This is a genomic window from Pseudanabaena sp. FACHB-2040 (assembly GCF_014696715.1).
Classification (GTDB): domain Bacteria; phylum Cyanobacteriota; class Cyanobacteriia; order Phormidesmidales; family Phormidesmidaceae; genus JACVSF01.
Window position 1 is genome coordinate 662,044 of sequence record NZ_JACJQO010000005.1, and the last position, 18,850, is coordinate 680,893.

At 50.8% G+C, this 18,850-nt stretch carries 18 protein-coding genes; 2 read left to right on the forward strand and 16 right to left on the reverse strand.

The window, feature by feature from the left end:
* The first annotated feature begins 79 nt into the window (after positions 1-79).
* Positions 80-772: a hypothetical protein gene (locus H6G13_RS06725; protein ID WP_190482379.1), complete on the forward strand. Its 693-nt coding sequence runs from the start codon at positions 80-82 to the stop codon at positions 770-772.
* A gap of 53 nt (positions 773-825) precedes the next feature.
* Complete coding sequence (locus tag H6G13_RS06730) at positions 826-1,488, forward strand: glutathione S-transferase family protein (RefSeq protein ID WP_190482380.1); 663 nt, start codon at positions 826-828, stop codon at positions 1,486-1,488.
* 1 nt (position 1,489) lies between these two features.
* Here the strand turns inward: H6G13_RS06730 and rfbB are convergent, their stop codons facing one another.
* The 16 genes from rfbB to H6G13_RS06810 form a co-directional block, all read right to left on the reverse strand.
* A complete protein-coding gene (gene rfbB, locus H6G13_RS06735) occupies positions 1,490-2,563 on the reverse strand; it encodes a dTDP-glucose 4,6-dehydratase (RefSeq protein WP_190482381.1) in 1,074 nt (357 codons plus the stop codon).
* A gap of 57 nt (positions 2,564-2,620) precedes the next feature.
* Positions 2,621-3,694 (reverse strand): glucose-1-phosphate thymidylyltransferase, encoded by a 1,074-nt coding sequence (locus H6G13_RS06740; RefSeq protein WP_190482382.1) that lies wholly within the window; start codon positions 3,692-3,694, stop codon positions 2,621-2,623.
* Positions 3,695-3,769: 75 nt separating this feature from the next.
* Entirely contained in the window at positions 3,770-4,651 is an 882-nt protein-coding gene (gene rfbD, locus H6G13_RS06745; protein WP_190482383.1) for a dTDP-4-dehydrorhamnose reductase, read from the reverse strand.
* The gene (gene rfbC / locus H6G13_RS06750) at positions 4,651-5,199 is read right to left on the reverse strand and encodes a dTDP-4-dehydrorhamnose 3,5-epimerase (protein ID WP_190482384.1); all 549 of its coding nucleotides are present in this window, start codon (positions 5,197-5,199) and stop codon (positions 4,651-4,653) included. The genes rfbD and rfbC overlap by 1 nt, the downstream gene beginning before the upstream one ends.
* 156 nt (positions 5,200-5,355) lie before the next feature.
* On the reverse strand, positions 5,356-6,687 hold the full coding sequence (locus tag H6G13_RS06755; protein ID WP_190482385.1) for a phenylacetate--CoA ligase family protein: 1,332 nt from the start codon (positions 6,685-6,687) through the stop codon (positions 5,356-5,358).
* 14 nt (positions 6,688-6,701) lie between these two features.
* Positions 6,702-7,682: a glycosyltransferase gene (locus H6G13_RS06760; RefSeq protein ID WP_190482386.1), complete on the reverse strand. Its 981-nt coding sequence runs from the start codon at positions 7,680-7,682 to the stop codon at positions 6,702-6,704.
* Positions 7,666-8,751, reverse strand: a complete 1,086-nt coding sequence (locus H6G13_RS06765) for a glycosyltransferase (RefSeq protein WP_190482387.1) — start codon at positions 8,749-8,751, stop codon at positions 7,666-7,668. The genes H6G13_RS06760 and H6G13_RS06765 overlap by 17 nt, the downstream gene beginning before the upstream one ends.
* A 240-nt stretch (positions 8,752-8,991) precedes the next feature.
* Positions 8,992-10,179, reverse strand: a complete 1,188-nt coding sequence (locus H6G13_RS06770; RefSeq protein WP_190482388.1) for a glycosyltransferase — start codon at positions 10,177-10,179, stop codon at positions 8,992-8,994.
* A gap of 84 nt (positions 10,180-10,263) precedes the next feature.
* A complete protein-coding gene (locus H6G13_RS06775; protein WP_190482389.1) occupies positions 10,264-11,829 on the reverse strand; it encodes a polysaccharide deacetylase family protein in 1,566 nt (521 codons plus the stop codon).
* Positions 11,830-11,898: 69 nt separating this feature from the next.
* Positions 11,899-12,654 carry an SDR family NAD(P)-dependent oxidoreductase gene (locus tag H6G13_RS06780; RefSeq protein WP_190482390.1) on the reverse strand — a complete coding sequence of 252 codons (756 nt, stop codon included), beginning with the start codon at positions 12,652-12,654 and terminating at the stop codon, positions 11,899-11,901.
* The gene (locus H6G13_RS06785) at positions 12,651-13,781 is read right to left on the reverse strand and encodes an iron-containing alcohol dehydrogenase (RefSeq protein ID WP_190482391.1); all 1,131 of its coding nucleotides are present in this window, start codon (positions 13,779-13,781) and stop codon (positions 12,651-12,653) included. The genes H6G13_RS06780 and H6G13_RS06785 overlap by 4 nt, the downstream gene beginning before the upstream one ends.
* Entirely contained in the window at positions 13,774-14,616 is an 843-nt protein-coding gene (locus tag H6G13_RS06790) for a DUF5672 family protein (protein ID WP_190482392.1), read from the reverse strand. Before H6G13_RS06790 ends, H6G13_RS06785 begins: the two co-directional genes overlap by 8 nt.
* 243 nt (positions 14,617-14,859) lie before the next feature.
* Positions 14,860-15,951, reverse strand: coding sequence for a glycosyltransferase (locus H6G13_RS06795; RefSeq protein ID WP_190482393.1), 1,092 nt, complete (start codon positions 15,949-15,951; stop codon positions 14,860-14,862).
* 22 nt (positions 15,952-15,973) lie between these two features.
* Positions 15,974-17,071 (reverse strand): hypothetical protein, encoded by a 1,098-nt coding sequence (locus tag H6G13_RS06800; RefSeq protein ID WP_190482394.1) that lies wholly within the window; start codon positions 17,069-17,071, stop codon positions 15,974-15,976.
* Between the two features lie 173 nt (positions 17,072-17,244).
* Complete coding sequence (locus H6G13_RS06805; protein WP_190482395.1) at positions 17,245-18,024, reverse strand: ABC transporter ATP-binding protein; 780 nt, start codon at positions 18,022-18,024, stop codon at positions 17,245-17,247.
* 6 nt (positions 18,025-18,030) lie between these two features.
* A complete protein-coding gene (locus H6G13_RS06810) occupies positions 18,031-18,840 on the reverse strand; it encodes an ABC transporter permease (RefSeq protein ID WP_190482396.1) in 810 nt (269 codons plus the stop codon).
* Between the last annotated feature and the right edge of the window lie 10 nt (positions 18,841-18,850).

Genomic DNA, 18,850 nt, shown 5'->3' on the forward strand with positions numbered 1-18,850 from the left:
AATTAAATTAAAAAACAGGTGCTTTCCCTGCCTCCTCAGTCCGGCTATCTTAAGGCAATAGCCCCCTCTTTAACGGCACATGTCACATTCCTCAGCGCTGGTGCTTAAACGTGTTTTTTCGGGTTTTGCGATCGCAGCCGCAGCAATTACACTCTCGGCTCAGGCAGCACCAGCGGCTACCCTGAGCTTTGTGCAGCCAGGAGACGGCGGTACCTTTAGACCTCTAGTGCCTGTGGCTCCGGGGGAGTATGGTTTTGAAGGCCGGGGCGGCAGCCCAACTACCTGGGAGCTGGGGGTGGGCACTCAGACTAGCGTTGTCGGCAGCTTTAACGAGGCGGATTTTGCTTGGGGGGCGCTGCAGCCTTTTGAGATGACTTGGGCCCCTGGATCTCTAGTTAGCGTCACTGTTGGGACGACTAGCCTGTCTTACAGCGCTGACTGGCTGGTGGGCAACGCTATCCGCGTGATCGCCAAGCAAAAGGCCCTGCTTTCTATTTCCGAGGTGGATGGGCAAAGTTTGAGGGGCAGCATTGGCGATATTGCAGGCACGACTCTGGAAAAGCTCTACCTCACAGGAGACAGTCTGCTAGATGGTTGGACGCTGAAAGGGCAGATTCAAATTGCGCCGGGCGGCAACTCCCGCAATGAGATCTTGATCACCAGCGGCAACTTCACCCCCGCTGAACCGGTTCCCGAACCACTGACTACGGCGGCGCTCTTTCTGGTAGCAACGGCAGGATTGGGGCTGACTCAACGGGTTATCAAAGCCTGATCGGCGGGGATGGTTTCGTGGCATTCTGGTAGCCAGCATTCAAGAGAGCCCCGATGATCACGCTGTACCACACACCCATTTCGCTTAATTCCCGCCGAGTCTGGGTAACCCTGTTGGAAAAGGGTCTGTCCTTTGATCTGGTGAAGGTCAACCTTACCGGGGGCGAGCAGTACCAGCCAGAGTTCCTGGCAATGAACCCGTTTCACCACATTCCGGTGCTGGTGGACGATGAGACTACAGTGATCGAGTCCTTCGCCATATTGGATTACCTGGAAGCGAAGTATCCGACTCCGGCACTGCTGCCAAAAGAGGCAAATGCGATCGCAAAAGTCCGCATGGTGCAGATGGTTGTGCTAAATGAGCTGACGACCGCTCTTGGCCCACTCACCCGCCAGTTTATGGGGTTTGGCGAAGCGTCACCGGAAGAACTGGACAAGGCTAAGCAGCAGGTTGCCGTCTCCCTAAAATTCTTTGAGTCAAAGCTGGGAGATCAGACCTTCTTCGGCGGCGAACAGCTGACGCTGGCCGACATTGTTTTAGGCATTATCACGCCTTGGTTCGACGAGCTGGCGCTGCCCCTGGCCGACTATCCGGGCCTGCAAGCCTGGACGGCTCGACTGATGGAGCGACCCGCCTGGAAGACCACCCAGGCCACACCGGAGGAAATCGAAGCCTTTAAGGTGCGCGCCCGCGAAATGATGGCACGCCGACGTTAGATCAGCCGTAAATCTTGCGGTAGTAGCTCTGATACTCGGCCGACAGCAGCGGCATCCACCAGTCGCGGTGAGTTAGATACCACTGAACAGTCTGCCGCAGCCCTTGCTCTAGCGTCACACTGGGCGACCAGCCGAGCTGAGTCTGGATCTTGGTAATGTCCATCGCGTAGCGACGGTCGTGACCAGGCCGATCCTTGACGAAGGTGATCAGGTCGCGGCAGGGGCGTACCGGCAGATCCTCTGCCAGTTCATCCATCAGGTCGCACAGGGTATGAACCAGGTCAATGTTTTTGACCTCGGCTTGGCCCCCGATATTGTAGGTTTCGCCTGGCTGGGCCTGGTGCAGCACTCTGTCGATGGCGCGGCAGTGATCTTCCACATACAGCCAATCCCGGATGTTCTGGCCGTCACCGTAGACGGGCAGAGGCTTGCCCAGCAGCATGTTGACGCACATCAGGGGAATGAGCTTTTCAGGGAAGTGGTAGGGGCCGTAGTTGTTGGAGCAGTTGGTAATCAGGGTGGGCAGGCCGTAGGTGTGGAAGTAGGCACGGGCCAGGTGGTCGCTGCCCGCCTTAGAAGCTGAGTAGGGGCTGTTGGGAGCATAGGGCGTGGTTTCTGAAAAGGCCGGGTCTTCTGGCCCTAGGCTGCCGTACACCTCGTCGGTAGAGACATGCAAAAAGCGAAACTGTGACGGCTGCCCCTGAGCCTGCCAATACTGGCGAAAGGCTTCGAGCAGGGTGAAGGTGCCAACGACGTTGGTCTGCACAAAGGCCTCGGGTCCGAGGATAGAGCGATCCACGTGGGACTCGGCAGCGAAGTGAACCACAGCGTCGATCGCATGATCCTGCAGCAGGGTGGTAACGAGGGTGCGATCGCAAATATCCCCCTTCACTAGCTCCACCGCCCCAGTCTCAACCAAATCGGCTAGGGTTTTGGCATTGCCCGCGTAGGTCAGGGCATCTAGCACCCAAATCTTTTCGCCCGGTCGCTGTTGGGCCCAGTGCCGCACAAAGTTAGAGCCAATAAAGCCCGAACCGCCAGTCACCAGCAGCCGCTTTAAAGAAAGTTCTGTCAACTGCTTATCTCCTCACCGTCTACACCAAACCGTCTACACCAAAGCTTTGAACAGCCTCTAAACCAGCTCAATCTGCGAGTCGTCACCGACCAAAAACCGCAAGGCCTTAGGTCTTTGAGGCGTCGTTTTCAGGTGGACGCGCTGACCAATCACGCTGTCTACAATGCGGTGGGGAATGCCCTCAATCCGCGCTCCGCCTAAAATAACGCTGTGATCGACTTCTGTCTCAATCAGCGTAACTGAGTCAGAAATACTGCTGTAGGGGCCGATAAAGCAGTTCTCGATGTGACAGTTGCGGCCGATCACCACCGGCCCTCGAATCACAGATTTGATGATTGTGGTGCCAGAGCCAATCTGCACCCGACCACTGATCTGGCTGTCACGCCCCTCCACTTTGAGCGTAGTCGTCTGTAGACAGGTATCGAGCAAAATTCGGTTGGCCTCTAGCAGGTCGTCTTTTTTGCCGGTATCGAGCCACCAGCCCGACAGTTCGCTAGCCTTAACCACCTTGCCATCACTAATTAGCCGCTGGATGGCATCGGTAATCTCCAGTTCCCCCCGAGGGGAAGGCTGAATTCGATCAATTGCGGCATGGATAGCTGGGGAAAACAGGTAAACGCCCACTAGCGCCAGGTCGGAAGGAGGCACCTGAGGCTTTTCTACCAGCTCTAGCACCCGGCCATCTGCTGCCAGCTTAGCAACGCCAAAGGCCCGTGGATCGGTGACTCGCTTCAGCAAAATTGAGGCATCCAGGCACTCGCTCTCAAAGGAATAGACAAACAGATCGAGGCTGTCTTGAATTAGGTTGTCGCCCAGATACATCACGAAAGGCGAGTCTTGCAGAAAGGGCCGGGCTACCTTAACGGCATGGGCCAAGCCGCTGGGAGTATCTTGCAAAATATAGGTAATGCGGGCTCCAAAACGGCTGCCGTCGCCTGTACGAACCTTAATCTCGTCGCCGGTCTCTGGGCTAATCACGATACCGATTTCGGTGATGCCCGCCGCCACAATATTTTCAATTCCGTACCACAGGATGGGCTTGTTCATCACCGGCACCAGCTGCTTCGCGCCGGTATAGGTGATGGGCCTCAGACGGGTTCCCTTTCCTCCGGAAAGGATTAGCGCTTTCATCGTCATGCTTCCTCAGCCCAGTGGGTCATGGCTTAAATTTCAACCGTACATTCAAACCCCATTACTGCCGGTTCCTTAAGGCGGTGCGGCCAGCTCAGCCAGCATTTTCCGCAGGCTCGCTCGCCAGTAGGGGGGTCTGCGCCCAAGTAGCTGCGAGATCTTTTGTGAGGAGAGCACCGAGTAGGCAGGTCGCTGGGCCGGTAGAGGGTACTCCGAGGTTGGAATGGGCACAACCTCGGGCAGGGTTTCGATCAGCCCCAGCGTTTGAGCCTCTTCAAAGATTGCGATCGCAAAGTCAAACCAGCTCGCCACCCCGCTGCTAGCAAAGTGGTAGAGCCCGCCCTGACCAGACTGCACCGGAGCCAGCAAATCACTCACCGTAGCCGCAATATCGTAGGCCCAGGTCGGTGCGCCCACCTGATCTACCACTACCCTTACCAGGCCCCGCTCAGGCCCTACCCGCAGCATGGTCTTAACGAAATTTTTAGCTGAGGGAGCCGCCCCATAAACCCAAGCTGTTCGCAGCACAATCGCTCGGTCAGTGGCCTGCAAAACAGCCACTTCCCCGGTTCGCTTAGAGTGACCGTAGATGCCGAGGGGAGCCGTTGTGTCGGTTTCCTCGTAAGGCGTGTTTTTGGTTCCGTTAAACACGTAGTCGGTGGAGAGGTGAATCATTGCAGCCCCGCACTGTTTTGCGGCCTCAGCCAGCAGACCGGGGACTGTTCCATTAATGCAATGGGCTAGCTCCGGCTCGGTTTCGGCTTTGTCAACAGCGGTGTAGGCTGCTGCATTGACCACTACCTGTGGCTGCAGGCTGCTCACCGTCTCAACCAGATGATCTAAGTGCGTCAAATCTAGCTCTTGGCGAGACAGGCAAACCAATTCACCCTGGCGGGCCAGCGTTCGCTGTAGCTCTTGCCCCACCTGCCCCTGACTGCCCAGCAGCACAATTCTCATCAGGCGTACACCTCTGCATCCTTCAGGCAAACGCCTGCCTCATCCTTAGCAGACAGAATAGGCTCTGCCTCGCCAAGAGGCCAGACTATCCCCACGTCTGGATCGTTCCAGAGCAGCGTGCGATCAAATTCGGGAGCATAGTAAGCCGTAGTTTTATACAAAACTTCGGCCCGCTCAGAAGTCACCAAAAAACCGTGGGCAAATCCGGGGGGAATCCAGAGCTGGCGCTTGTTTTCAGCGCTGAGCAAGACACCGACCCACTGCCCAAAGGTAGGGGAAGACTGCCTCAAATCAACGGCCACATCAAACACTTCGCCCACCACCGCCCGCAGCAGCTTGCCCTGAGGTTGCTGAATCTGATAGTGCAGCCCTCTGAGGATGTGGGCCCCTGAAGCGGAGTGATTGTCCTGTACAAAGTCTATATTCAGGCCGGTTTTGTCGCGAAAAACCCGCAGGCTAAAACTCTCCATAAAAAAGCCGCGATGATCGCCAAACACCTGCGGCTCCAAAATCAGCACTTCAGGAATCTCTGTCGGTGTAACTTTCATCCCAATCTTGGCAGCCCCAAACCCGAAAGATGTCCACACCACTTATACCAGAAGACGGCTGTTCCCCACCGCCCAAGCAGGATCGCTCGGAGGGCAGTGCTGCAAAAACTTCTGTCGTTTCACAGCAATCCGGCTCACAGCAATTCAAAAGGCCGTTTAAGACCCTAGCTCTTCTGCTACAGGCGTATTCACCAAATGGCGGAACTTAGAGCGCCAGCCCACCCGCTTTAGGTCGTTGAAGGTGACGAATTCAAGCGCGACGTGCTCTCCCCACCAGGCCGTGACTCGCTGCTGAATCTGCTCTGGATCGGCATGGGGGGCCAGCACGAGCCGTAGCAGGCAACGCTCTGGGCCTACCTGCTCTAGCTGAAACTCATCAATACCCCCCAACCGATCCAGCAAATCCTGCAGGTAGTGGGTCGGGTACTGGCGATTGCCCAGCCGCACCATATCGTGAATGCGACCGGCAATATTGGTGATGTAAAACTCACCATCGACCCGCACCAGATCGCCCAAGTCGCCGGTTTTATAGCGCAGCAGCGGCATGGCGGCGTTCCTCAACCCAGTAAAGACGATCTCGTTTTGGGTGTCGGCAGCTACGGCTTCGCTCCAGACCATGAAGTCTAGAACTTTGAGGTGGCTCGACTGGGGAAATTCAGAGTGGGCTACGACGCCAAACTCAGCATTGCCATAGCGATCAAAAATCTGGCACTTGAACACGTCTGCGATCGCATCTCGCTGCTTGCCATCCAAAACTTCGCCCGTGGACTCAAAGACTTTAAACAGGGATTGAGGGGTCGCAAAGTGGCGCTTGGCGTAAAGGGCCAGGGTGTAGAGAGTAGAAGGGTGCCCCTGCACGCTGTAGGGCCGGGTTCGCTGAAGCTGTCGCAAAATGTTCTCTAGAGAAGCATCATCGAAATCAGCAGTGCGAATGTTGACCCGGTTTAGGGTGATGCACTTAATCGATTCACGGAGGCGATCGCGCCAGGGAATCTCCTCCGGAAACTCTGAGGAAAAGTGGGCTTCCTTGGTGTAGCGCTTTTTGCCGGTCCACTCCAGCACAAACAGGTTGGCAGCAGCCGTCCAGTCAAGGGCCTCGTCATCGTAATAAATCAGGGTGGAGGGGCCGGTGGATCCGCCTGTTTTACGGACGTGGAGCCCAGTGCGATCGCAGCTCTCGCTCAGCAGCCGCTCTCCCTGCTCGCGGATGATGTCTTTGGTCAAGTAGGGAATGTCTTGGAAGTAGGCGCTATCTTTAGCCAGCCGCTCCGGGTCAAAGCCAATCGCTTGGAACAGGTCGCGGTAGTAGGGCACTGTTGCAGCAGCAGCGGCTACCATCTCGGCTAGGCGCTGCTGAATGGCTTGCGATCGCGCCTCCCGCGAGAGCGCCGAGAACGCCCTAAGCTGAGCCAGCTTTGGCAAAATGTTGCGCTTTTGCTGCCGCTCTACCAGCGGGTAGAGCACATAACTAATTAGAGCCTTGCTCATTTTTGGACTCTCCCCTAGACAATTCGCGAATAGGCTTCTTGCAGCTGCTCCGCCGCCCGCCGCCAAGTGTAATGGGTCGCGACGTGCTCCTTCAAGCCAACCGGCCGAGCCGCCCCAAGCTGAGCCTCAACCCCCGCTCGAATGCTCTCCACCGACATCGGATCAACATACTCCACAAAGTCACCAAAATATTCGCGCGTGCAGCCCTCCTCGGTCAGCACAATCTTGGCCCCCGCCGCTGCGGCCTCTAGGGCAGATAGCCCCGGCGTTTCCAGAGTGCTCGGCAGAACAAACAGCTCACAGGCGTAATAGGCAGACAGCAGCAGCTCACTCCGGTGAGGAACATACCCAAGATACTTCATACACCCCTGGCTTTCCTCCAGGCAGCGATTGAAGTAGTCTCGATCACGAATATTGCCCAGCACCACCAGATCGATGCCCAGATCTCGCACCGCCTGCACCAGACGCCGCTGGTTTTTGCGCGGCTCAATATTGCCGACATTCAGCAAAAACGGCCCCTCAATGCCAAATTTCTGACGAAACAGGTCTGGCGAAATGCCTTCCTGAAAGAAAAAGTTGTCGATCCCGTTTACCACCGGATGAAACTTCTCTATCGGCACCCCAAACACCTGAGCCAGATTCACCGCCTCAATTTGAGAGTTGGGCAGCAGTACGTCGGCCAAGTGCAGCAAATGCCGAATTTCATCCACTGGGTACAGGCCCGCTCCGTAAGTCTCTTTGGTGATCCAGAGAATGGGGGAAATCGCCAGCGGCAGCTGGCGATTGTGCTTGACATAGTTGCAAAACACAGACGATCCGCCCATGACCGAAAAGAAATGGACGGCTTGGGCCTGATCAAACTGAGGCTGCCAAGGGTCGTAGGGAATCACGTTTTCCCCCAGAGCCTCCAGCGCCTCTTTTGACTTCAGGAGTTGAATCTCGCCGCCTCCCGGACAGTCAAAGGCAACAGGATAGGTATTAAACAGGATATTCATCTTCAAATACCAGGGGCGCTTCTAAAAATTTCCAGATGGCTGAACCGTTGGCGTCAGCCTGCATTGCCTGCAGGCGTTGAGTCTGCCGGTTCAAAATCAGCTGCTGCTTTTGAGGATCTGACAAGACCTCGTACACATCCTGGGCCAGGCTATCAAACGCCTTCTCATAGAAAACTTTGCCCGATCGTCCCAATGTCTCACGAACGGCCTCTTGACCATAGGCGAAAACGGGTACCCGAAAATGCATTGCCTCTACCAGGGGAATGCAAAAGCCCTCATGCTCACTCATCATCACTAGAGCGCTAGCAGACTGATAGGCAGTTTTGAGCTGACCATCGCTAATCATGCCCAAGAAGTGAATTTTGTCTTTTAGAAACGGATAATCTGCGGCAAGAATGCGATCTAGAAAGTCTTTGTACACAGCAAAGTCGGTCGAGCCAATAACAACTAGATGGGCTGCTTCATCCAGTTTAGAGTAGGCAGCAAAGAGCTTAATTAGATCTTCCACTCGTTTGTGAGGTACGACTCTGCCTACGTAGAGCAGGAAGCGATCGCAACTCAAATCTGCGATCGCTTCCGCTTCCACCACACTCCACTTCTGAAAATCCACCAGCGGTGGAATAATCTGAATTTCCTCTAGCTTGAGGGGCTTGCGAACAATTTTTTGCAGCGCTCTCGCTGCCGATTCAGAGATTGCGCCATACTGATCAAAGGCATCTAACAAGTGCCCCTGCTGATACCCCTTCAAGCAGTGATCGGCTAGTTCGGGCTGATATGCCTCTAGAAACTTGGGCGGCGTAATGCCGTAAAAAATAGCCGTCTTGTAGCAGCTAAGCTGCGATAGCGCCTCCAGCTCTGGCAAAAAAATAGAGAAGTTGACGATAAGAAGATCTGTAGGTTCTATCTCTTGATACAGCTCAGAAATTGGATAAACCTTCCCCTCTAGCTCCGGGCTATAGGCTCCAGAATAGTAAAGGCGGCAGGGCACTTTATTTCTCTGTAGCAGATCGTAAAAGTAAAGAATAAAGTTGCCAATGGCATCGCCAATATGAATATTATTTGAAACCATGTGAACGGTTTTACCCGCTGGCCAGAAAAACCAGGGAAACACCAGTTCTTGACTTTTTAAAGACGACGCTTCTTGCATACAACAGTTATTGATTAAGTGAGCGATTGGTGTGTGAAAGCTGCGCTACCAGCTCAAGATTTGGCCCTAACCCCGTCATGCATTCCCCGCTACATGATGAGAAAGGCCCTATCCAGATTTAGTGACTGGAAAACCGCAACAGTAGATGCCTTCTAAATCAGTTCATCGGTTGTCCCAGACTCCCTGCAGTCGTTCTAACATCCCCCGGCATCTTCCTTCCCAAGTGTTTTCTTGGGCGGCAGCTATCATAGCCTGTTTTTTTAAGGCAGACTCTCCAACCAAAATTTCTTCAATCGCGCTAATGAATTTTCCGGAGGTAGAACAGACCTCATGCAGCCCTTGATAGCTCTCCAGGGCAGGCAGCGGAGTTGCCACAATCGGCTTGCCCGCCGCTAAATACTCAAAGAATTTCATGGGAAACATCGAGCGCGTATAGTCGTTTAGCAGGCAGGGCAGTGTCACCACATCAAAGCCCCGCAGGTAGTCTGGGAGCATCCCATAGGGACGCTCCCCTAAAAAATGAACATTCAAACCGCTAAATCGTTCCCGCAGAGCCTCCGGGGCAGCCACTTCAAAGGCCCCAATCAAAACCCAAGCCCACTCCGGTCGAGCTTGGGCAATTTGCTCAATTAGGTCAAAGTCGATCTTGTAGTCTTTAATGGTGCCAACAAAGCCAATTCGGGGCGCGGCAATGGTCGCTAAGTCCTCAGGGATTTTTCCTGGGGTTTGCGCCTTTGAAAAGTGCCCATAGTCAGCCACGTTGGGAAAGTAGTGGGTTTTTTGAGGTGCGATCGCAGCCAGCCTTGCCTGTAGAGAGGGACTGGTGGTAAACACAACGTCAGCCTTATTTACCGTCTCCAGTTCTGCCGGTACCACCAGCTTGGCATCGATCCCGGGGACCGTAGCCAGATCATCGACGCAGTGGTAAACGGTTAAAGACTCTCCCAACGTGCCCATCAGTTCATGGGCTAGCGGGTTATAAATCCAAAGGATCGGATTTTGCAGCCGCAGCAGCCTCGACAGAAGCCGCACGATGCCGCCCAAAACAGACCAGTTCAACCGACGAATCCAGGGGTTGTGGTAAAAGGGCAGCACCAGAGGCGAGTATGCCCAAACCTGAGGCTCTACCCGGCGAACCAGCCGCAGCCCTTTTCTCAACCGGCGAAAAATTCGCTTAATATCTCTGGCCGACGCCGTTGGGCTTCTCAGTCCCTGAGACTCCACATAGAGCACCCGAAAGCCCTGACGCGCCAATTCATGGGCCATATGCTGATTGTTTGTCCAGCCCGACTGAGTCCAGTCTGCCGTTGACAGCACAATAATGCTGCTGGGTAATTGCCGACTGCCCACTGCCTCTCCCACTCCACGCCTTACAAGATCTAAGCAGATCCTGTGCAAATCCTGGTGCCGATATGCCTTGCCCAGCAGAACCAACTAAATGCCGAGGTCGATAGTCTCCCCCCGCCAGCCAACAGAAATTGTAGGAAGGTCGCCCGGAATGCCTTTAGGATCGCAGCGCACCTGAAGCTGGTCAGCTTCGACAGATATCTGAACCTGGTCCCGCTTACGGACAAAATCAAGGCACTGCACCAGATTTGGGAACCAAATATCCTCGTGAGACTGAATGAACCGGATCAGCTCAGCATGGGCTGCTAAGCGCTCAGTCTCACTCAACCAGCCGTACTGGTAGGTTGCCGAAAACGGGTGATCTAAGTATCCAAAAATGTTGCCCGCTTTCAGGTGATTACTAAAACTCTCCAGGTAGGGGTCTACTGAATTGCCGTAGCGATGGTAGCAGTCCCCGTGCAGCATACACTGCTGGCTGTGGGAAACAATCGGTGGCTCACAAAAAGGCACTCGGCCGGCCCGCCCAATCAAATACTCCGGATCGTTGTGGATAATGCCCCCCACAAAGCCCTGATACCCCGCATCAGTAAGGGCCTGGACTGCGTAGGGTGGATTTTGGTGAAAGGGAGACACCGCATAGCGAACTGAGCCGACTTCAGGCAGATGTTGCTCCAGCCAGCGCTTTGAGTCTTGTGCTTCCTGCAGTGCCTGGGCATGGTCAGCACCCCAGTTAGGCGGATGGGTAACTGAGTGAGACACGACCGATCCACCTGCGGCAATCACGTCTCGCAGCAGGGCCATGTCTTCTACTTGAGGCGGCAACCCAGTGACCACGGCTAGGGAGAAGGGCAGCCCCGCATCTCTGTAAAGTTCAAACAGGGGCCGGGAAGTTGCGATCGCTTGATCACAGTCCAGCCGCATCGTGACAGCCCCCTGATACCCCGACGGAATTTCCCTGAGGTGAGGAATGCAGGGAAGCTCATCAGAGCGATAGTGGCTGTAGAAGTCCTCTACAATTGCCCATTCCCAACTGTCTACTGGACCCACTTGGCGGTTGAACCACAAAACCTCCGAGGTCTCAAAGGAGGTTAAAGACGCATAGAGGCCAAAAGTTTGCCCGATCTGATTGGTTAGCTGAGCGAGCGAGCTGGCCGTTATTGCCCTGACTTTCTGGCAAATTGACCAAGGGCTAGGCCCCTTTTGAATACCTCCAAAGCCCAAAGTGTTCCATTCGTCCGTAAAGTCATAGCGTAGTAAAGGCCGGCTCCGGGCCTTCAACCGAGCCAAAATAGGTGAATCTGAAACGTAATGAATGGACAACTGAGACTGATCGAATGTATCTGTTTCAATTAAGGACAGATAGTCCTGGAAATCTCCAGCTTCTAGCGCTTCAACTTCCAATCCAAGAGTTCTACCTAGGGCTACTCCTAAGGAGCCCAACAGGATGATCTTGGTCCGTTTTGCTAGCAGCTGTTCAATCAGGCCAGCCTGCTCGTCTTGCGGGTTTACAAACAAGTAGCAGCCGTCAACTTGCTCTGTAGCAACATAATTTAGCCGCTGCACCCCGGCCACAGAAAAAGATCGAATCAAAGCAGCTTCCACAATAGAAACCAGCTCTATATCCTCTTGGCGGCCTATAAGGTTGATTGGCACAGTAGAGTATTCAAACTTAAAACTACTTTTGGACACCGCTTCCTGGAGCAAATAAAGGCTCAGACAACTTCATTCCTGGTTCCAGATTGTATGCATTAACCAATCTCGACCTGAAATGCCAGCTGCATCCTCCGACAACAGGAAACGAATAAGGCCAGCCACCTCAGAAGGGGATGACAGCCTGCCTAACTCCAGAGGGCTCGTAATTTCCTGCAGGTAATTCTCAAGACTCACACCCTTCTCATCTGCAATTCTCTGAGAGTCGACCCTGGACATCTCAGTATCTACCCAGCCAGGGCAAACAGCATTCACTGTGATTCTGCGGTGGCCCAACTCTTTAGCCCAACACTTGGTCAAGCCAATCAGCCCAAACTTTGATGCACAGTAAGCACCGTAGCCTCTCCTACCCTCTTTGCCAAGCTGAGAAGAAATGTTGATAATTCTGCCGCCATCCTGAATTTTGCTGAGCAGATTAGCAGTTAATAAATAAGGAGCAGCAAGATTAGTTGCCAATATCTCATCCCACTCATCTAGGCTCTGATTCTCGTCAATTCGTCTAACCTTACAAATACCGGCATTATTAATCAATCCGTAAACGGGATCATTAACAGCCTCACAAAAGGAGAGGACAGAGTCCCTATTGGATAGGTCAACTTCACAGGTTGAAACAGCACCAAAATCTTCTAAATCAGTTTTAGCCTGGTCTAGGCTAATTTTATTTTTACCCACAACGACAACTTGATAACCGTCTTTTAGTGCGCCCCTTACGATCTCAAATCCAATCCCTCTGCTGCCTCCCGTAATAATTAGCTTTCGGCTGCTCATAAAGGATAATTCTTGTAGTCATCAAGAAGGGATGCAAAGTCCTGAATGCGAACTCTGGAGAAGTAAGAGTCCCCCTCTCGATGGGGTTCTCCAACCCGGGTCAATAACCCTAAGGATACCTTGCCGTCATAGTAGTGCTTATCGTACTTGACATGGTAAATAATTTTATCAGCCTCCAGCTCAGCAGGAACTGTGAACGGCAATCGGTAGTGCTTTAAGACACTAACGTGCTGACTGAGTAACTCTTCACTGCATAGACCTAATTTGTTTGCCGCAAAGGCTGAAAATGCCATACCGATAGCAATGGCTTCCCCGTGCAGCATCTCATTCTCGCTAGCATGTTCTATCGCATGCCCCAAAGCGTGACCGTACTGCTTGATCGCTTCGTTGTAAAGGAAAGGATCGTTAGCGGATGACTCATACTCCGACATAATATCCAGCTTCAGTGAGACACTTTTGCGGATAACGCTGTTCATTCTTGCCGGATCCCAAGCAAACGGGTCTTGAGTGAGCAGTTCTTGATAAAAGGAATAGTCTTGGCAGAGGGCATGCTTAATAACCTCTGCAAAACCATCGATCAAAAACCGCTCTGGCAGGGTGTTTAGAAAGTCAACACAAATAATGACTGCCGTTGGGGGGTAGTAGGAGCCTATGGAATTTTTAGCAAAAGTGGAGTTAATAGCTTGCTTAACGTCTACCGCTGCATCTGCTTGGGAAAGCAGGGTAGTAGGAATATGAACGAGCTGAATTCCTCGGTAGAGTGTAGAGGCAATAAAGCCAGCTAAATTGTTGACGACTCCGCCACCAAAGCTAACGATGCTGGAGTATTTATCAATGCCGATGTTAAGAATTTTAGAAATACACTCGCCGTAAGTTTCTAAACTCTTTGAATCTTCACTCGCTGGAACTACGATCGGGAATACTTTGATGCCCAGATTCGCTAAGCAATCGAGCACAAAGTCTAGATGCAGAGCAGCAAGGTTCTCGTCTGTAATGAGAATGTTGGCCGACTCTTGACTGAAGAGATTGAGTCTAGCTAGAAAATCAGCTAGTTCCTGCTTCTGAGGATAATAAATTTTTACCTGAGATTTTTTTTCAAACTTAAAATCCTGAAAAAAGTCAGCCATTTCTGAACCTCTTTCCGTCAAATTCCTTAATCAACTGTTCGAGGTCAAATCTTTCATTGAGAAGCCGAAGCCAAAACTCTCTGGACTCTTTGAATTTGAACCAGGCATGAGCCCCGAATGGTAGTTCCCCATGATTCATCGTCAAGCATTTCTCAGGGTTGTACTCAAACCCAAAAGCGAGGGAGTCTTCAAGGGAGCCCAGCTTAAAGTCACCCTTAAAGCGATTGGCCCAAAATCCCCAGAACATATCCTCATTATTGCTAAAAACTTTACCTTTATGTAAAAGGCTAGAGTACCGCTGGATCATATCACCAAACGAGCAAAGTGAAGTATCTTTGCCAAGTGCCCGCTGGGCCTCTGCGATCGCACCTCTCAAAGCTTCAATGCAGGAGGAAACCTTGCGCAGAGAAAAACCACCGTTACCACACCCAAAATCGACGTAGTTCCAGGTTACATTTTCCCAGAACTCTATTTCATTCCTATCCCACAAAGGACCAATGTAGTCGTACTGCTTCTGGCACCACTCAAGCAGGCGATCTGAAAGAACTAGAGAGTCCAACTGATAAATCAAAATATAATCAAAATCTTTAAACTGAGTGTAAAAATCAATGTCAAGTAGAAGCTGACTGTAGTTGTTATGAGAGCGGAAGAACCAATCATCGAATGAGAACAAGGTCCAACCGGAAAATTTCAGGTTTAAGGAATGTGGTTTGACGATAACTCTCGTATGGTTAGCTAAGACATGATCTGCTAGCAGGAAGGAAATCTTCTCGTATTCATTAAAATCTGGTTTGTATAGAGGCAGAACCACTGCAACTCGCAGATCTGTTGACATTGCTAGCCACGGCAAAACTTTGACTGAACTAGAGGCGATCCAATTATCTCACCTAGCAGCAGTAATAAGCCTCGTTCAGAACACTTTATTCCGCTAAGGACAATTGAAGACCTTAAACCTCATAAACAGTTCCCTTGAGGGGGTGTAGGAGGAGGCAGGGCCGTATTTTGTTTGTGTACGTGATGCCCTAAAAGAAAATAGCGGATCTGAAGGCACTCCCCTGTACAGCGCTTTAAAGACGTTTTATAGGGCGGCAATTCTGCTTAAAGCTTTTTCTGCAACCGTGGCAGTGGAGAATTGCTCTGAAACAAACTTATAGGCAGCCTCAATTTTTTCCTGTCTCAAACCGGGATGCTCTGAGCAGGTCTTTAAAGCTGATACTGCAGATGCATGGGAAGGATCAAACCATTTAGCATCCCGCCAAAAAGGGTAAGCATAGGGCGCAACGTCTACCAATTTGCCCTCAACAAGAAAAGAAGTGTTTTCATTGCAGTAGTCAACATTGCCTGAGTAATCAGAAGTGACAACCGACTTCCCGAGCAGCATAGCCTCAGCCATAGTTCGACCAAATCCTTCTGATCGGTGTAGAGATACATAGGCATCTGAAAGTTTAAACAGAAGGTTGATTTGAGCTTTGCTGAAAGATTCATTGATAAAGATTACGTTGGGCGCAGCCGCAATCATCTCGCTTAGTTCTTCATCATGATGCCTGTAATTCATTGTTTTTAGAATTAAACAGGTCTCTTGACTTCTCCCAAAAGCGCTAGCAAAGGCCCGCAGTAGGCCCTTTGGATTTTTGCGAATCAGCGTTGAGTTAGCATCAAATACAAAAAGAAATTTGAAGGAGTCTGCCTCAAGAGCTTCAATAGAAGTGGGTAAGGCTTCAAACTGTAATGGCTCTTTAATAATTAAGGGAATGTGAAATACGGGTTTACTAAAAGAGTTCTGAAAGCAGTTTAAAGTAAAAGCTGATGAAGCCCAAATTTCATCAACCAAGTCCTGGATAAAGGAAAAATCCTTAGGCCATAGGGATAATTCCCAGGGCCAATAGCCGATGTTATACCTGCCTTCGAAAGGTTCTGGCCCAAATTCCAGAAAAAAATGCATTAGCTCAAACGCAGGAAAGCAGAAAATGTTGCAGCTATACTTCAAACTGTCTGAAACATACTGCTCGCAAGACCTATCACCCTGTCGTGTAGTTAACCTTTTGGGATAGTTAAAAATAGTCGTTGGCACTCCCGAACTAACAAGGGCTTCAGCCAATGTTCGAACATCTTCGCCAAGACCTAGTTCACCAAAAACAGGCCCAATAATATTTACGCCATCAACTGTCATTAAACGAATACCTCTAAGGTGATTAGACCTCAGCAGTTAGATAATTTGACAAGAGCTGTTCGACTTCCTGTTTGTAATTATAGACCTTGACAAGTTCTGAATCCTGCAACTCTCCGCTGTTCCTAAGCCTCTCCCAGTTAAAAGACCAAAAGGCCATCCTACCCTCAGCTCGACCACAAGAGAGCCAATGCTGATATCCAGAAGTGACCTGGCCTGCTTTAATTGCCTCCATTACGTCGAGATTTGCATTTAAATACTCAGTTTCGTTGAAGCATAAAGGTAGTTTAAATTTGTTAGACCAGAAAGCGGTTCTACCCTCTTCCTTGCCATGACGCACCCAGTGTTGGTGCCCAGAAACCATTAAACCTGCCCTGACTATTTCTGCAACATCGGGGTAGGTATTGAAATACTCGGCCTCATTGAAGGAGGAAGGTAGGTCGAATTTGTCGGACCAAAAGGCCTTTCTGTCTTCCTCAATACCGCATTGAATCCAGTGCTGATATGCGGAGGCAAACACACCTGCTTCAATAGCTTCTATGACGTCAGGGTATGCCTTGATATATTTTGTTCCGTCAAAGCACAAGGACAAGTCAAATTCTCTCAAAGCTGTTAAAAACTGATTGTTTTCAACAAATGCTTCAAGCGGTAGTTTTTCGACAGCAGTTTCAATCAGATGGGACTTGGGCAGCGTACTATAGCCCCAATCCCTAATCCACAGTAAATATAAAATTAATCCCTCTACAGAGGTCAGATTGAACTTGTTTTTCAAATCTTCTCGAGTTAAGTAGAGGCAGTAAAAGAAAACAGGCAAGTAGAGCCTGTTTTCTTCTGATTCAGGCAGGATTGATTTCAAGAGAAAATCAACCATCTCGTTGTGGTCAAAAACATGTTCCAGGTGATGGAAATTTTTGACCAACTCATCATATCCGAGCAAGAACCATCCTAAATAGCGGATTAATCCACTACGAGTATAAAGATCAAAGTTGGGCTGAAAACTGAATCCATGAGCAACCCACAAAGCAGCCAACATATTTGGCAAGTGCCAGGTAGAGTCTCCCGCCTTTAAAGAGAAGCTGCTGTTGCCCAACAGGGTTGAGTTTTTAAAGGTTTTCGGGCTCACACAATACCTACACCAAGACTTATATCGAGCGAAGTTTTGATCAAATGTACTTTGTCTGCAGAGTTCTGACTTCTACTAAAGTAGATCAAACTTTACTGGCTTGAGTTCCTCATGGAGTAAGAGATAAGCCTACTCATCCACAAAATGGGGGCCCCAGACTATGCCTTTGTAGTCTATACATTCTCCATACTGACAGCCAGCGGTAGCGCAGAAGCAGCGCTACCAACATGATTCAGGTACATTTCAGTGATCTCCTTAGGCTCTCCTGAGGCTAGGATTTGGCTGTCTTGCAGCCAAATCACCCGATTGCAGGAGTCTTGGATCATCTCCATGCTGTGGGATACGACCAATACGGTTGTATGGTTGTTCCAAAGCTGATCCATGCGGGCTTTGCTCTTTTGCTTAAAATTTTCATCTCCTACCGATAGAACCTCGTCCACGATTAGGATGTCGGGCTTAACTTCAGTTGCGATCGCAAACGCCAACCGCGCCACCATCCCCGAAGAAAGCCCCTTGAGTGGAGCCGAAGCATAGTCCTGCAAATCTGCAAAATTGAGGATATCGTAAGTGCGCCTCACCATCTCGCTGCGGGGAAACCCTAGCAGTACCCCGTAGAGAATAATATTGTCAATAACAGAAATATCGGCTTCAAACCCTGCCCCCAACTCGATCATAGGCGCGATCCGGCCTTTGACTCTGACTGTTCCTTGGGTAGGCTTTAAGATACCAGAGATCACCTTTAATAGGGTAGACTTTCCAGCTCCATTGGGGCCAATGATGCCAACTTTTTCCCCTTGCTGGATAACGAGGTCAACCTGTGTCAATACGCGCTTTCGAGCAGGCTTTCTGTACTTGCCTTCTAGAATAGAAAATAAGGTTCGCTTCAGATCGTAGGAAAACTCTTCCTGCGTCCTTCTCCAAAGGGAAACTTGATCCAGCCGTATAGCTTCCATAGGGTTTTATAGTAAATCCATAAACTGAGGTTTGAGCCACTTAAAGGTAAACCACCCAAAACTCATAAAAATAATGCCGCTGAGCCAAGAGGTTGCCACCAAGGTTAGGTCGGGAGCCTCCCCTGAAAGCACGATTTGCCGTGTACTTTCTATAATCGGATACATGGGATTTAGCTGCAAAAAACCGGCCACTTCCTCGGGCACAATAGCTGATGGGTAGAAAATTGGGCTAGTGATCCAAAGGGCAAAAGTGACCAGCTCATACATGTAGGGTAAGTCCCTAAAGAAGACGTTCAAAGCAGCCATCAGTAGCCCAATACCAGTACAGACCATAGTCAGACCAACAAAAGGCAAAATAACAGCTGCCGCATTGAGAACGCTATAGGAGATCAATAGGGTCATAACCACTAGAAGCGGCCAGACAGTGAGGCAAAATTGGAAGGCATTGGCTGCAATTATAGAGAGGGGGAAAGCACTCATTGGTAAGTGCATCTTATTGAGCAAGCTGCCGTTGTTGACCAGGCTTGAGAGTGCCTGTGATGTAGAAGTCGAGAAGAAGTTAATTACGGCCATCCCCGTGAAGGCCGCCAAGATATAGTTAAGAATCGAGTTGTTATAGTATTCTGCGAAGGTAGTTCCAAAGATAGTGGTGTAAACCCCTGTCATAATAAGTGGGTTTAATAGAGACCAGTAAATTCCTAAAAGTGAGCCACGATAGCGCACCTTTAGGTTTCGCTCCACCAAAACCTGTAAAATTTCCCAGTATCTATAGGCTTCGACCTGGGTTGGCAGTAGCTTCTTCACAGTGAGCGCCAAGGACCGTTTC

Excerpts from the sequence above, each read along its gene's own strand:
- H6G13_RS06725 (WP_190482379.1), top strand. The coding sequence starts at position 80 with ATGTCACATTCCTCAGCGCTGGTGCTTAAACGTGTTTTTTCGGGTTTT.
- H6G13_RS06730 (WP_190482380.1), top strand. The coding sequence starts at position 826 with ATGATCACGCTGTACCACACACCCATTTCGCTTAATTCCCGCCGAGTC.
- H6G13_RS06740 (WP_190482382.1), bottom strand. The coding sequence starts at position 3,694 with ATGAAAGCGCTAATCCTTTCCGGAGGAAAGGGAACCCGTCTGAGGCCC.
- rfbD (WP_190482383.1), bottom strand. The coding sequence starts at position 4,651 with ATGAGAATTGTGCTGCTGGGCAGTCAGGGGCAGGTGGGGCAAGAGCTA.
- rfbC (WP_190482384.1), bottom strand. The coding sequence starts at position 5,199 with ATGAAAGTTACACCGACAGAGATTCCTGAAGTGCTGATTTTGGAGCCG.
- H6G13_RS06755 (WP_190482385.1), bottom strand. The coding sequence starts at position 6,687 with ATGAGCAAGGCTCTAATTAGTTATGTGCTCTACCCGCTGGTAGAGCGG.
- H6G13_RS06760 (WP_190482386.1), bottom strand. The coding sequence starts at position 7,682 with ATGAATATCCTGTTTAATACCTATCCTGTTGCCTTTGACTGTCCGGGA.
- H6G13_RS06765 (WP_190482387.1), bottom strand. The coding sequence starts at position 8,751 with ATGGTTTCAAATAATATTCATATTGGCGATGCCATTGGCAACTTTATT.
- H6G13_RS06780 (WP_190482390.1), bottom strand. The coding sequence starts at position 12,654 with ATGAGCAGCCGAAAGCTAATTATTACGGGAGGCAGCAGAGGGATTGGA.
- H6G13_RS06785 (WP_190482391.1), bottom strand. The coding sequence starts at position 13,781 with ATGGCTGACTTTTTTCAGGATTTTAAGTTTGAAAAAAAATCTCAGGTA.
- H6G13_RS06790 (WP_190482392.1), bottom strand. The coding sequence starts at position 14,616 with ATGTCAACAGATCTGCGAGTTGCAGTGGTTCTGCCTCTATACAAACCA.
- H6G13_RS06795 (WP_190482393.1), bottom strand. The coding sequence starts at position 15,951 with ATGACAGTTGATGGCGTAAATATTATTGGGCCTGTTTTTGGTGAACTA.
- H6G13_RS06805 (WP_190482395.1), bottom strand. The coding sequence starts at position 18,024 with ATGGAAGCTATACGGCTGGATCAAGTTTCCCTTTGGAGAAGGACGCAG.